Source organism: Arthrobacter ginkgonis, from assembly GCF_039540195.1.
GTDB classification, from domain to species: Bacteria; Actinomycetota; Actinomycetes; order Actinomycetales; family Micrococcaceae; genus Zafaria; species Zafaria ginkgonis.
Map to the genome: position 1 here is coordinate 112,966 of NZ_BAABEO010000020.1, position 14,013 is coordinate 126,978.

Below are 14,013 nucleotides of genomic sequence, written 5' to 3' on the forward strand. Positions count from 1 at the left end.
CGGGGTGCAGCTAGCCGCTGGCGCGCACCACCAGGGTGGGCTCGAGCCGCACGCTGCGGACCTCCCTGCCCCCGATGAGTTCCTGGAGCGCCTCCAAGCCCAGCCTGCCGATCTCGTGCATGGGTGAACGGATCGTGGTCAGCTTGACGGCGGCCGCCAGCGGAGTGTCGTTGAAGCCGGCGAGGGCCACGTCGTCCGGCACGCGCAGGCCGCGCTCCTGAAGCACCCCCAGCGCGCCGATGGCGGCGAAGTCGTTGACCGCGAAGATCGCCTCGGGCATGTCGCCCGCTTCCAGCATCTGCAGCGCCGCCTCCTGCCCGGCCGGGGCGTCGAATCCCCCGTGGATGATCCGCTTCTCCGGTACCGCCACGCCGTGGCTGTGCAGTTCGTCGATGAAGCCGGCCGTACGGTCCCTGGCCGTGGAGGTGTTGGGGGCACCGCCGAGAATGCCGAAGACGGTGCGGCCCGTCGCCAGGAAATGCCTGGCAATCATCTGGCCGCCGGCATAGTCGTCACAGGTCACTGACACGTGCCCGTCGCAGGTGCGGTTGATGAGCACAAAGGGGACGCCGCGCTTCGCCAGTTCGTCCAGGTAGGGCTCGGACAGGTGCGCATCCCCGAAAATCAGCCCGTCCGCCCTGCGGTCCAGCAGCATTTCCGCCTTCGTCCGCTGGGTGGCGGCCACGTCGAGGGAGTTGGCGACCACCGTGAAGAGCCCGTTTTCGGTCGCCGCCTCGTCGATGCCCTCGTACATCGTGGCTAGGACGTAGTCCTGCAGGCGCGGAACGATCACCCCCACCATGTTGGACCGGGCGGTCCGCAGCGAGGCGGCGTGGGGGTTCCGGCTGTAGCCCCTGTCCTTGGCCAGGGCGAAGATCCGCTCGGTGGTTTGCCGCGAGGCCCATTTGGACTCGGGACCCCGCGGATCGTTCAGCACCCGCGAAACCGTCGAAACGTTCAGTCCCAGCTCACTGGCCAGCGTCTTGAGGGTGACCGGTTCGGAACTGTTCATGTTTCGCTTCCGTTTCTGGATTCCCGCTCTTGTTAATTTCCCGTGAATGTGTTGCGCATCACCGCACACCACCCATACTATCGTTCGCAGCGCACTACACAAACGTTTGCGGCATACGTTTGCCACAAACGTTTGCTTATCCGTTTCGAAGGGAAGTTAGGAAGTGTCGGGCTTGGCTCACATTCAGATACTGGGAACCGGCGGGACCATCGCGTCCCGCAGCCTCCCGGGGGAAGGCGCTGTCGCCGCGGACAGCACCGAGGTCCTGCTGCAGGGCATGTCCCAGCCCCATACCGTGAGCTCGCTCGACCTCCTGACCACCGGCAGCTACCGGCTGGGGCTGGGAGACCTGCGCACGATTGCCGGTTTTGTCCAGAAGTCCCTGGCTGCCCCGGAGGTGGACGGCGTCGTTGTCACCCACGGCACCGACACCATGGAAGAGACGGCGTTCCTGCTGGACCTGGTCCACGCCTCGGAGAAGAGCGTTGTCCTTACCGGTGCCCAGCAGACCGCGGACAGCCCCGCCCCCGACGGGCCGCGCAACCTGGAGCTGGCGGTGCAGGCCGCAGCGTGCGGCGAGCTCCGCGGCTCCGGGGCGCTGATCGCCTTCAGCGGCGTCGTCCGCTGCGCCCGCGGCGCGCGCAAGGCCCACACGACGGCGGCGAACCCGTTTGCCGGCGGCAGCGAGGTGGCGCACCTGGTGGGCGGCGACCTGGTGGTTACCGCCCGGCCGCTGGCCCGCAGGCCGCTGCCTGTGCCTCCGCCGGAATTCGCCGGCACCCGCGTCGAGGTCATCACCGTCTACCCCGGCGCCACGACGGACCTGTTCGATTTCGCCGTCGCCTCCGGGACCGGCGCCATCGTCCTGGCCGGGTCCGGGGTCGGCAACGCGGGCCCGGGCTTTGCCGAGTCCGTGGCCCGGGCGGTGCTGCAGGGCTGCCAGGTCATCCTGAGCACCCGCGCACCGTGGGGTCCGGTCGTGCCCACCTACGGAAACGGCGGAGGCACCGACCTGGTGGCGGCCGGCGCCGTCCCCTCCCGGGACCTCAACCCCTTCCAGGCCCGCATCCTGGCCGCCCTGCTGCTGTCCCTCGGCACCCCGGCCGAGGACTTCGCCGACGTTTTTTCCCACTACTGCTAACCGTTTTCGACCCATCCCAGGAGGAACTGTGTCCAAAAAGATCTACGTAACCGTCGGTATCGACGTCGACGCCGTCGGCGGCTGGCTGGGCTCCTACGGCGGCGAGGACTCCCCCGGCGACATCTCCCGCGGCCTGTTCGCCGGCGAGGTCGGCGTTCCGCGGCTGCTCCAACTGGCCCAGCGCCGTGAGATGCCCGTGACCTGGTTCTGGCCCGGCCACTCCATCGAGACGTTTCCGGAGCAGTTCGAGGCCACCGTTGCGGCCGGGCACGAGGTCGGAGTCCACGGCTACAGCCACGAGAACCCCATCGCCATGACCCGCGAACAGGAAACCGAGGTCCTGGACCACTGCATCGACCTGTTTGTCTCCCGCACCGGCAAGAAGCCGGTCGGCTACGTGGCTCCATGGTGGGAGTTCTCCCCCGTCACCAACGAGATCCTGCTCGAGCGCGGGTTCCTCTACGACCACTCGCTCATGCACAACGACTTCACCCCCTACTACGTCCGGGTCGGCGACAGTTGGACCAAGATCAACTACGAGGCAGCCTCCGCCCGCGAGTGGATGAAGCCCCTGGTCCGCGGCCAGGAGACCGGACTGATCGAGATCCCGGCCTCGTGGTACCTGGACGACCTGCCTCCCATGATGTTCATCAAGGGCAGCCCCAACAGCCACGGCTTCGTCAGCCCCCGCGACATCGAACAGCTCTGGAAAGACCAGTTCGACTGGGTCTACCGCGAAATGGACTACGCCGTCTTCCCCATCACCATCCACCCCGACGTCTGCGGCCGGCCGCAGAACCTGCTCATGCTCGAGCGCCTCTTCGACCACATCCAGCAGCATGACGGCGTCGAGTTCGCCTTCATGGAAGACGTTGCCCGCGACTTCGCCAAGCGCAACCCCCGTTAGGAGCCAGCCATGACCACCCCACCCGTTTACACCCCGGCCGCCCCGGCCAAGCCCGAGCCGTGGAACGTACCCATCACCCGCAAGACCGTCATCTACGTATCGGTGGTCTGCTTCATCGCGTGGGTCGCCTCCGTCTATGACTTCACCCTCTTCGGCACCCTGCTGCCGGTCATCAGCGAGGAGTTCGGCTGGTCCACCGCCGAGGCCACCGCGATCAACACAATCGCCACCATCGGCGTGTTCATCGTCTCGCTCGTCGTCGGCACCATCCTGGACAAGCTCGGACGCAAGAAGGCGCTGATCCTGCTTATGATCGGCGGCGCCGTGGCCTCCGGCCTGACCGGTCTTGCCATGGGGGCCGTGAGCCTGATCATCATCCGCTCCTTCTCCGGATTCTCCATGTCCGAGGAGGTCGTCAATGCCGTCTACCTGAACGAGATCTACAAGAAGGTCAAGAGCCGCGGCCTGATGTACTCGCTGGTGCAGGGCGGCTGGCCGATCGGCGCCCTGATCTCCGCGGGCCTGTCGGCCCTGCTGCTGCCGATCATCGGCTGGCGCTGGAGCTTCGTCGTGGCCGCCGTGCTCTCCCTGATCGTCGTGCTCATGGCCACCCGGCTGCCGGAGTCGCCCACCTTCGCGGCCATGCAGGAAGTCAAGCGCCGCCGCGCCGCCGGCGACATCGAAGGGGCGCACGCCCTGGCCGCCGAGCACGACCTCGAAGAGGGCAGCCACCACCAGGCCCGCCTGAAGGACGTGTTCACCCCGCAGCTGCGCCGGCACACCATCTGCCTGTCCCTGGCCTGGTTCGCCAACTGGATCGGCATCCAGGTCTTCGCGGTCCTGGGCACCACGGTGCTGGTGGAGGCCAAGGGAGTCTCCTTCGACAACGCCCTGCTCATCCTGGTCCTGGCCAACGCCGTGGGCTTCGTGGGCTACATCTTCCACGGCTGGCTCGGCGACCGCATCGGCCGCAAGCAGACCGTCGTCCTGGGCTGGATCGCCGGCGGCATCGTCAGCCTGGTCATGTTGCTGGGCCCGTCCAGTCCGGCAATCATCATCCCGCTGTACGCCCTGACCCTCTTCTTCCTGACCGGCCCCTATGCGGCCCTGCTGTTCTACATGGGCGAGTCCTTCCCCGCCCACGTCCGCGGCACCGGCACCAACGTGGCCCACGTGATGGCCCCGATCGGCGGCATCGTCGGCTCCGGCCTGCTCAGCATCCTGCTGGCCTCCGGCATCCCCATGGTGGTTGCGGCCGTACTAACCGGCTCGCTGTTCATGCTGCTCTCCGGCGTGTTCATGCTCGGCACCCGCACCACCAACCGCGCGGGCGACCACAAGAAGGCACAGGAGGTGGCCGCATGAGGCGCGACGACGGACTTGAGGGAAAGGTCGCCGTCATCTCCGGCGGCGGAAGCGGCATCGGCCAGGCCCTGGCCGTGGCCTACGCGCGGGCCGGCGCCCACTCGGTGGTCGGTTACCTGCCGGCGGACCCGCACGACGTCGGGGAAACGGTCGCGGCGGTGGAGGCCGAGGGCGGCAAGTGCATCCCGGTCCCGGTCGACGTTCGCCGCTTCGAGGACACCGAGGCGATGGCCCAGGCCGCCCTTGACGCCTTCGGCCGGCTGGACATCTCGATCGCGGCTGCGGGCATCCTGCGCCGGGCGGCGCTGGCTGACATGACCGACCGGGCCTGGGACGACATGATGGCGGTGGACCTCTCCGGCGTCATGCGCACCTTCCGCTCCTGCGCGGCCCGGATGGCCGGCGCCGGAGCGATGGTGGCCACCTCCTCGATCGCCGGCGGCGTCTACGGCTGGGAGGAACACAGCCACTACGCCGCCGCCAAGTCCGGGCTGCTGGGCATGTGCCGGTCCCTGGCGGTGGAGCTGGCGCCGCGGCAGATCCGCGTCAACGCCGTCATCCCCGGGCTCATCGAAAGCCCGCAGTCCCTCGACGGCGTCAACTCCCTCGGCAAGCAGGGCCTGGACGAGGCCGGCAGGATCATCCCGTGGGGCCGCGTCGGCAACGTCGACGAGGCAGCCCGGGTGATCCGGTTCATGACCAGCGACGACTCCGCGTACGTCACCGGCCAGCAAATCATCGTCGACGGCGGCCTCACCGTCCGCTGGCCCAGCTGAGCCCCTCCGCAGACAGGACACCAACATGAATCAACTGAACGGAAAAGTCGCCGTCATCACCGGTGCCGGCAGCGGCATCGGAGCGGCCATCGCCCAGCTGTTCGCCCAGGAGGGCGCCGCCGTCGCGCTGCTGGACCTGAACGAGCAGCAGTGCAAGGAAGCCGCGGCCGCGTGCGGCGAACACGGCGTGCCGACCTCCTGGCACGCGGTGGATGTCACCGACAGCGACGGCGTCAAGGCGGCGATGGCCGACGTCGCCGCCGAGCACGGCGGCATCGACATCCTGGTCAACAGCGCCGGCATCCTCGACGAAACGCCGTTCCTGGAGATGGATCCGGAGACCTTCGACAGGACCCTGGCCGTGGACCTGAAGGGCGTCTACCTCGGCTGCCGCTGGGCGGCCCCGGAGATGGTCAAGCGCGGCGGCGGGCGCATCATCAACATCGCCTCCCAGCTGGGCATCAAGGGCGGCGTGGGCCTGGCGCACTACGTGGCCGCCAAGGCCGGGGTCATCGGCCTCACCAAGGCGCTTGCCCTGGAACTGGCACCCCACCGGATCCTGGTCAACGCCATCGCCCCCGGGCCCATCGAGACGCCGCTGGTGGAGGGGCTGTCGCCGGACTGGAAGGCCGCGAAGCAGGCGGAGCTGCCGATCGGCCGCTTCGGCCAGGCGCACGAGGTCGCCCCGACGGCGCTGCTGCTCGCCTCCTCCCCCGGCGGGGACTTGTACACTGGCCAGACCCTCGGCCCCAACAGCGGCGATGTCATGCCCTGACCGGGCCCGAACAGGACGGTGACCCATGTGTGCAGGATGTCCCGGCGGCAGGGCGGTCTCCCGGCTGGCGGCCTACGTGAACCTCAAAGGCATCAAGGGAGAGGTTGCCCGGCTGCTGCAGCAGGCTGCCGGGAGCCGGGCAACCGTCTCCGCCTTCGGCGACCAGTGGATCCTGCGGTCCCCCACCGGCAGGCAACAGGTCCTCCCCGACCTGGAGCATTTGGCCGGCGCCCTGGTGGCCGGCGGGACGGTCGACCGGAACCGGCTGCACTGTTTGGCCGGGACCCGGGATGCGATCGATGCCGACACCCGGACTCCGGACAACCACGATCCGGACGGGCGGTTCGACCTGATCCGCAGCCTGCCCGTCGACGGCGAACTGCCGGAGATGTCGGCGGCTGAGTTCACCCTCGCCCTGCTCGGCCATGCGGACCAGCAGCGACGGGCAAACCGGTTGTAGTCACGAACGGCCCCCTCACCCAACGACGGCGGCTGACGGCACCAAGTGGACTGCTCCCCAGCAATCGGGCCTGGAATTCTCCAGTCCAACTTCTGGGGAGCAGTCCACAACGGGTCGTCCCATTCACTTGGAGAGGTCTTCCATCACCGCTCGGAAGTTGTCCAGGAATTCCTCAAGGTCGGCATCGGAGAAGACCAGGGGTGGCCGGATCTTCAGCACGTTGCCTTCCGGGCCCGAACTGCTGATCAGAACCCGGCGCTCGCGCAGCGCATTGACGATCCTCTCGGCTCCGTCCTGGTCCGCCTCCTGGCTTTCCGGAGCAGCCGTCACGTCCACGCCGTAGAAGAGCCCGGCGCCCCTGACCTCGGAGAGCACGGGGTAGTCACGGGCTATGTTCCGTAGGCCCTCTCCGAGCAACCGGCCGATCCTGGCGATGTCATCGAGGAGGTGATCGTCCTCGATCACGTCCAAAACGGCATTGGCGGCGGCAATGCAGACCGAGTTGCCCCCGAACGTATTGAAGTAGCGCATATCGTTCCCGAAGCGTTCCAGAACCTTCGGGCGGCCCACCACGCCGGAGATCGGCATGCCGTTGCCCATCGGTTTGCCGAGGATGACCAGGTCAGGCAGGATGCCGTGCCTGACGAAACCCCACCAGGCGTCGCCGGTGCGGCCGAATCCCGGCTGGACTTCGTCGGCCAGGTAAAGGCCCCCGGCCGCGTGGACCGCGTCGACCACCGGCTTCAGGAAGCCTGCCGGATCGGCCTGCAGGCCGTCGCTGGAGAAGATCGAATCCGCGATGAAGGCCGCGAATCCGGTGCCGTCCGCCTCGAGCTCGGCGATGGCCTGCCGGACCCGGGCGGCGAACAGCGTACCGGCGTCGGCGCCTTCCACGGACGGATTCGGCGCATCCACGTACCGTACCCACCGAACTGTCGGCCGGTGCGGCCCGAGGCTGGGCGAGATCGCCGCCGCCTCGGTCGTCGTTCCGTGATAGGCATGCCGGGTGACGATGACTCCTTGCCTGCCCGTCTCGTACTTGGCGATGCGGAGCGCCAGGTCCACGGCCTCGCTGCCCGTGCAGGCATAGATGACCTGGCCGAGTTCCTCCGGGAAAAGGCTGACGAGGCGCTCCGAATACTCGATGACCGGCAACGTGACATAGCGGGTATGTGTATTCAGCCGTGACATCTGTTCGCATACCGCCTGGGCAACGCGGGGATTGGCGTGGCCGACGGCGGGAACATTGTTGTAGGCATCCAGGTAGGACCTGCCGTGGCTGTCAAACAGCCGGACCCCGCTCCCCCGGACAAACTCGACCGGCTCGTTGTAGAACAGCCGGTATGAGGGGGCCAGCACGCTGTTGCGCCGCTGGACCATGGCCCTCATTTCGGGGGCAAGTGAATCCAGGGTGGAGGGATCGAATCCATTCGCCATGTACATGTTCCTGTTGGACAACGTGGTCCTCCTAGCTATCGAAAAATGACCGGGTTCGGCAGTGCTCGAAACGCTTCAGGCTCCGAGGGCCGACGCAACTTCGTTGATCCGCGCCTGCTGTTGGTGCCGGAGCTCCAGGGCCTGGTCGATGCCGATCCGCGTGAACCGTACCCGGTCCGGAACCTTCGCCTGGGCCAGCAGATCCAGGTCCCGGGCGATGACCGTGCCAAGAGTGGCGTATCCGCCGCCGGTGACGGCGTCCCGCAGGAGGCAAATCGGCTCGGCGCCGTCCGGCACCTGGATGGATCCCATCGGATATCCGAGATCCACGACATTGCTCGGATTGTCGCCGGCCCCAAAGACCGGAGCGCGGTCCATGAACTGGAGGCGTTCGCCATGGAACCGATAGCCGATGCGGTTTGACTCCGAGGTGACGCCGTAGTCGGTTGAGAAAAAGGTTTCGAGACTGTCGGGCTGGAAGCGGTAGTTGCACAGCCCTTCCACGACCCTGAGTTCATACTCCTTCCCCAGCTTCGGGATGAAGCGTTCCGGCAGCCGGACGCCGGGCCGCGGCCCCTTCCTGGACGGGCCGGGCTCTGCCATCGGCAGCTTGTCACCGGACTTCAGGGGGCGGCCATCCAGCCCGCCGATGGCGGAGGTGGCGTATGTGGAGCGGCTGCCCAGGAAGGGGACGGTATCAATCCCGCCGGCGACGGCGATATAGACGCGGCAGCCTGCGGTCATCATCCCGAATTTGAGAGTCTGCCCGGCCGAAACCGCCAGCGGCGTCCATTGCTCCACCGGCTCGCCGTCCAGCCAGACAGGCAGCGTTGCCCCCGTCACGGCCACCATGGTGGTGCTGTGGAACAGCAGTTCGGGTCCGAGGAAAGTGACTTCCAGCGTGGCAGCCGGGATGGTGTTTCCCACCAGCAGATTGGCCACCGAGTGGGAGTACCGGTCGAGCGCCCCGGAAGGGGGCATGCCGATCGCATAGTAGCCATCACGGCCCAGGTCCTGGACGAGTGAATACAGACCCGGTGAAATTACCTCGATCATGCCAGCTGTCCCATGAGCCGGGAATTGTATCGGTCAATGTCCCGGACAAACTCGGCGTAGTTGAACTGCACGGGGCTCCTTCTGTACTGGTACTGCCCGCATTCGGCGCTGGCCCGCGTTTCGAAGTACTCGTCATAGTCGATGGGCCGATACTTGAAAATCGTGCCGGGCTGGGCGAGGACGATGGATTTTTCGAATCCCGGGGTGGTTTGCGTCATGTCGAAGACCGGCACGGGAGACCGGCCGATCAGCTGGTATCCGCCGGGACTGCGTGTTGGGTAGACCGTGGTGAACGCGCCTCCGTGCCCAACTGCCCGGGCGGGAGTTTCTGTCCGCGGGCTGACATATTTTGGTGCCTGGATTTGCCGCTCCTGGGGGACCAGCTGGAAGCATTCCGCATTGCCCGGGATGAAACACGGGAAGGTAGTCATGAACGGGCTTCCCGAATGGGCGGAGACAAAATCACCGATGGTCGCAAAACCGTTGATCCGTGCACAGTAGGCGAGATCGGTCTCGGTTGGCGACTGGTGACGCTGCCTGAACTTCATCACGACTTCCGTCGTCCAGGGGTCGTCGTAGTAGACGGGAATTTCTATGATTTCGGTTTCCAGGACCGAAGACTCGGCGCTCGGGAAGCGCGTATGCGCATCCGCCAGCATGGACACCAAGCCACGCGGATCCTGGCGTTCCGGATCCACCCGGATCATGTAGCTGATGTGTGCCGGGCAGACATCCAGGACTCCGGGGATTTCCCATGAGGAGATCTCTGCGGTAATCAGCTGGACCCTCAGCGCGTCAACCAGCGACATCGCTTCGGAGAGTTCAACAAAAAGGAATTCGTCGGCGCCGAAACTCAGCTTCGAGCCATCGTGGAAATAGTGGTAAATCGGCTGGTCCACTTCAGTTCTCCGATCCGAAGACGCTGCGGACAGTGATGTTGGATTCTTCCAGGGCAAGACGGACGGAACGGGCAATGTCCACCGCATTCGGGCGGTCTCCGTGGATGCACATGGACTGCACCGGCATGGGGATCACCGCTCCGGATACGGTCCGCGCCTGGCCGTTGGCCATCAGCAGGGCCTGGCCCGCGATAGTGTCCGGGTCCTTGGACGCCGGCGTTTTCTCAATGATGTTCTGCCCCTGGTCGTCGAAGTCCAGGTCTACGGCATTTTCGGCCACCACCGGCAGACCCGCTTCCCTCAGTTTCTCGGTGGACGGCCCTGGGGCGATCAACATCGGGAGGCCCGGCTGCAGCCGCTGGAGAAGCGTGCTTATCCGCACCGCCAGTCCCGGGTTCCGGGCCACCTCCGCGTAGAGGGATCCGTGCGGCTTGACGTGACTCAGGCGTACGCCCTCGGACGCTGCGATTCCCTGGAGGGCACCGACCTGGTACAGCATGTAGTCGACGGCGTCGGCTTCGGTGACGGGGATGGCCCGTCTGCCGAAGCCCAAAAGATCCGGATATCCGGGATGCGCGCCGACTGCCAATCCGTTGTCCCTTGCCTTGGCCACTGTTTCCCGCATGGTGGCCGGATCCCCGGCGTGGTACCCGCACGCGATGTTGACAGTCGTGACGTATTTGAACAGTTCGGAATCGTTGCCCAGCTTCCACCGGCCGAAGCTTTCGCCGGCGTCTGCGTTGATATCGAAGGTCTTCATTGCCCTTGCCTGGTTTCCGGATTTGTCCTGCGGCGCGTGGGCGCCGCAGGACAAATCGCAACTGGTTGTTACTGCTGGACGCAGCCGGGCAGTCCTGCCGGCTCCTGGCCAGAGGTGACGCTGCCCTCGGTCCAGCCCGGGTCGCAGGTACCCCGGGTGTAGATCCTGCGCATCTCGGGCTGCTCGAACTGGCTCATGTCCGGCAGCGGCTGGACCTTGTCCGCAGGGGCGCCCGTCGTGGCCGCATCCCGGGAGCTTTCCGGAAGCAGGTCCTCCTGGAAGACCTCGGTCACGAACGTGTCGTCGGCATCGGGGAAGAAATTGCAGCCGTTGGTGAACTCGCTTCCCTCACACGCCTTCGCGGTCTCGGTAGTAACCCACGGCAGCGGCATTTCGATGTTCTTGGGAACCGAATCGGGGCCGTCCTCCAGGATCTTCAGGCCGACCTTCATGGCCACCCCTGCCTGGGCGGGCGGCGAGCCGGAGGAGACACCCGGCCAACCTTCACTGAGCCGCTGGCGGAAGTAGTTGCTGTTCTCGCCGGTCACCGGAATTTCCTTGCCCGCGGCTTCCAGCGCCTTCAGGACGCCGGCCTCGCCGTCCTGGGACCAAATGCCGTCCACGTCGGGGTGGGCGGCGAGTGCCTTCGCCGTCTCCTGCTGGCTGACGGACGAATCCCACTTGCCGTAGTACTCGGAAACGATCTCGATCCCGGGGTAACGGTCGAACACTGCCTTGGCGGTGTCGTAGTGGACGGAGTCGGTGGAAGTTCCCGGCACCCCGCGGTTCATGAAGATCTTGCCCTTTTCGTCCAGCAAGTCGACCAGCGCCTGCGCCGTCTGGGCCCCGAAGAAGGCCTTTTCCGGATCATCCGCCCGGGCGCCGGTGATGAAGGCAACGTTGTAGGCGCAGTCCGCGTTCACGGTGGAGTCGTAGAAAACGAAGGTGACACCGCGGTCGCATCCCTGTTTGACCACAGCATCAAGGGCGGTCGGAGAAATTGGATAGGAAACAATCAGCTTCGCTCCGGAGGCAATCATGGACTGGAGGTCGGAGATCTGCTTCTGCACATCGGTTCCGGAGATTTGCTTGACGACGTCGTACTTTTCGGCGTTCTCCGGTGCCGTGGCAATGGACATCGCCAGGTTGGCGGCTTCGTCCTGCCAGTTGTTGCCGCTGTAGCTGAGATTCAGGTAGATCTTCTGCTTGCCGTCCGACGCCGGCTCCGCGCCTCCGCATGCTGCAGTGAGGCCGATTACCGCAGCTCCGACGGCCGCTGCCCGAAGCACGCCGCATATTGTTTTGCGCATTGGTCCTTCTTTTCTGGTGGTTGAGTGGGATTGGAGGCTGACTGGATGAAGGTTCCTAGCGGACACGCTGGGTGAACCTCCCGCCGAGGAGCGCGATGAGGATGATGACGCCGTAGAGCACCTGCTTGAATCCCTCCGGGATGCCCGCCGCCGCAATGCAGATGCCCAGCAGCGTCAGCAGTACGGCGCCGCCCACCGTGCCCATGAAGGATCCGGCTCCGCCCCGGATGGAAGAACCGCCGACAACAACTGCGGTAATGCTGGGCAGCAGCCAGCTCGCCCCGATATTCAGGTCCGCTCCCGAGGAATATCCGAGCAGCATGATTCCGGCGAGTCCGTAGAAGGCGGCTGCCACCGCATAGACCGCGATCAGCGTCGCGCTGACGGACAACCCCGCGATTTGGGTGGCCCGCACGCTGTTGCCGACGCAATAGGCCTGCCGTCCCAGACGTGTCCGGTTCTGGATGAGCCATCCCAGCAGCACCACGAGCACCAGCATGATGATGGGCGTCGGGATGCCGGCAACCGAGATCCGTCCGCTGAAGAGGTCGGCCAGCACGGCCGGAGACCGTTGTGCCGGAGCGCCCCGGCTCACGACCAGGAGAACCGAGGCCAGGATGGTGCCCGAGGCGAGCGTCACGATGAACGGGGGAAATCCCGCGTAGGCCACGAAAAGGCCGTTGATGACGCCCACTACCGCACACGCCCCGAGGGCGATGGCAACGGCTGCAGCCACGGGAAGTCCGGCATTGGCCAGGAATCCGGTGGCGAACGCCCCCAGTCCAACCACGGAGACAACGGACAGGTCGATACCCCCGGTCAGGATCACCAAGCCCTGTCCAAAGGCCACGGTGACCAGGAACAGGCTGAGAATGAGGACACTGCTGACCTGGGCGACCGAAGGGAAGTTTGGACTGACCAGCCGGGAGAGCGGCAGGCAAACGAGGGTAATCAGCCAGACAATGGTGACCTGGTTGACCAGTGACCTGGCGAATCTGCGCGCGCCGTTGGCCGTTTGCGTGGGCTCGGCGTGCCCCCGGACGGGTCGGGCCGGCTTCACGGCAGAAGATTCTTGCAGTTTCACGTTGCCGCTCCTTGTGCGTCATTTGCCGGAACCGGGGGTTCGGGCAGTGCCAGGGCCGTGCCGGTACTGCTCTTCTGGACCGTCTTCGACCTCAGGTACCCGGTAGCTGCGGGGATGCCGAGCGCTGCCAGGATGATCAGCCCCTGGAAGGCACCGACCCAGAAGTCTGCGATGCCCAGCCCGAAGAGCAGTTTCGGAATGGTCATCAGGCTGGCGGCGCCCAGGATCGCGGCGACGGCGTTGCCGGATCCGCCGCGGAAGCTGACCAGTCCCAGCGCCATGGCAGCGAAGGCGGTCAACAGGAACGGCCGGCCGGAGTTCGGGTCGCCCGAAGAAGTCACCGCCGTGAGGTACAGCCCGGCCACGGCGTACAGGCCGCCCGCCACGGTATAGGCGGTGATCTCGCTCCTATTCACCGGGATTCCGGACATGACCGCAGCGGGCCGGTCGGCGCCGATCGGGAACAGGGCGCTGCCCGTCCGGGTCCGGCGGAAGATCGACCAGAGCACGCCGATGGCGATCAGCACCAGGAGCGCCACCGGGATGTTCCCGATCGAGTCGAGGAGGACGGCGGTGAACTCCGGCGGCACCGAGCCGCCGGGGGCCGGCAGCAGCATCAGCGCAATGCCGGTGCTGATGATGAACGAGGCCAGCGTGACCGCCAGCGACTGAAGCCGCAGCAGGACGATGAGCAATCCGTTCAGCAGGCCAATGGCCAGACCCACCAGCACGATCAGCAGGATGATCAGCGCGGGGCTGCCCTCGTACTTCGTCAGCAGCGTCGCCGCCATGACATTCGACAGCGAGATCGTCCCGGCGACCGACAGGTCAAAGCCACCGGTGATCAAGACCAGGGTTGTGCCCACCGCCGCAATGGCGAGCGGGGTGAAGAGCACAACGTAGTTGCTGAAGGCGAAGGCATTCCTTTCGAAGGGAGAGACAGCCAGCAAGAGCCCGTACATGACGATGAAGATCACGATGGCTGTGACAAGGCTCGGCTCCGGCAAGATCTTGAATTTCTTCTTCTGCAC

At 66.0% G+C, this 14,013-nt stretch carries 14 protein-coding genes; 6 read left to right on the top strand and 8 right to left on the bottom strand.

Going from position 1 to position 14,013, the window contains the following annotated elements; genetic code table 11:
• Positions 1-10: 10 nt before the first annotated feature.
• Entirely contained in the window at positions 11-1,012 is a 1,002-nt protein-coding gene (locus ABD912_RS15630) for a LacI family DNA-binding transcriptional regulator (protein WP_345152164.1), read from the bottom strand.
• A gap of 163 nt (positions 1,013-1,175) precedes the next feature.
• Here ABD912_RS15630 and ABD912_RS15635 point away from each other — a divergent pair, with 163 nt between their 5' ends.
• The 6 genes from ABD912_RS15635 to ABD912_RS15660 are packed head-to-tail and all read left to right on the top strand — an operon-like array spanning position 1,176 to position 6,436.
• Positions 1,176-2,153: an asparaginase gene (locus ABD912_RS15635; RefSeq protein WP_345152166.1), complete on the top strand. Its 978-nt coding sequence runs from the start codon at positions 1,176-1,178 to the stop codon at positions 2,151-2,153.
• 28 nt (positions 2,154-2,181) lie between these two features.
• Positions 2,182-3,060, top strand: coding sequence for a polysaccharide deacetylase family protein (locus ABD912_RS15640; RefSeq protein ID WP_345152169.1), 879 nt, complete (start codon positions 2,182-2,184; stop codon positions 3,058-3,060).
• 9 nt (positions 3,061-3,069) lie between these two features.
• Positions 3,070-4,425, top strand: coding sequence for an MFS transporter (locus tag ABD912_RS15645; protein WP_345152171.1), 1,356 nt, complete (start codon positions 3,070-3,072; stop codon positions 4,423-4,425).
• A complete protein-coding gene (locus tag ABD912_RS15650) occupies positions 4,422-5,201 on the top strand; it encodes an SDR family NAD(P)-dependent oxidoreductase (RefSeq protein ID WP_345152172.1) in 780 nt (259 codons plus the stop codon). Before ABD912_RS15645 ends, ABD912_RS15650 begins: the two co-directional genes overlap by 4 nt.
• A gap of 25 nt (positions 5,202-5,226) precedes the next feature.
• Positions 5,227-5,976 carry an SDR family NAD(P)-dependent oxidoreductase gene (locus tag ABD912_RS15655; protein ID WP_345152173.1) on the top strand — a complete coding sequence of 250 codons (750 nt, stop codon included), beginning with the start codon at positions 5,227-5,229 and terminating at the stop codon, positions 5,974-5,976.
• Between the two features lie 25 nt (positions 5,977-6,001).
• Positions 6,002-6,436 carry a hypothetical protein gene (locus ABD912_RS15660; RefSeq protein ID WP_345152175.1) on the top strand — a complete coding sequence of 145 codons (435 nt, stop codon included), beginning with the start codon at positions 6,002-6,004 and terminating at the stop codon, positions 6,434-6,436.
• Between the two features lie 123 nt (positions 6,437-6,559).
• Here ABD912_RS15660 and ABD912_RS15665 read toward each other — a convergent pair whose 3' ends face one another.
• From ABD912_RS15665 to ABD912_RS15695, 7 genes are all read right to left on the bottom strand, one after another.
• Positions 6,560-7,816, bottom strand: coding sequence for an aspartate aminotransferase family protein (locus ABD912_RS15665; RefSeq protein WP_345152177.1), 1,257 nt, complete (start codon positions 7,814-7,816; stop codon positions 6,560-6,562).
• Between the two features lie 132 nt (positions 7,817-7,948).
• The gene (locus tag ABD912_RS15670) at positions 7,949-8,929 is read right to left on the bottom strand and encodes a 5-oxoprolinase subunit C family protein (RefSeq protein ID WP_345152179.1); all 981 of its coding nucleotides are present in this window, start codon (positions 8,927-8,929) and stop codon (positions 7,949-7,951) included.
• A complete protein-coding gene (locus ABD912_RS15675; protein ID WP_345152181.1) occupies positions 8,926-9,828 on the bottom strand; it encodes a 5-oxoprolinase subunit B family protein in 903 nt (300 codons plus the stop codon). The genes ABD912_RS15670 and ABD912_RS15675 overlap by 4 nt, the downstream gene beginning before the upstream one ends.
• A gap of 1 nt (position 9,829) precedes the next feature.
• Entirely contained in the window at positions 9,830-10,642 is an 813-nt protein-coding gene (locus ABD912_RS15680; protein ID WP_345152183.1) for a LamB/YcsF family protein, read from the bottom strand.
• Between the two features lie 14 nt (positions 10,643-10,656).
• A complete protein-coding gene (locus ABD912_RS15685) occupies positions 10,657-11,877 on the bottom strand; it encodes a sugar ABC transporter substrate-binding protein (RefSeq protein ID WP_345152184.1) in 1,221 nt (406 codons plus the stop codon).
• Positions 11,878-11,953: 76 nt separating this feature from the next.
• Positions 11,954-12,982, bottom strand: coding sequence for an ABC transporter permease (locus tag ABD912_RS15690; protein ID WP_345152187.1), 1,029 nt, complete (start codon positions 12,980-12,982; stop codon positions 11,954-11,956).
• Positions 12,979-14,013, bottom strand: a complete 1,035-nt coding sequence (locus ABD912_RS15695; protein WP_345152189.1) for an ABC transporter permease — start codon at positions 14,011-14,013, stop codon at positions 12,979-12,981. Before ABD912_RS15695 ends, ABD912_RS15690 begins: the two co-directional genes overlap by 4 nt.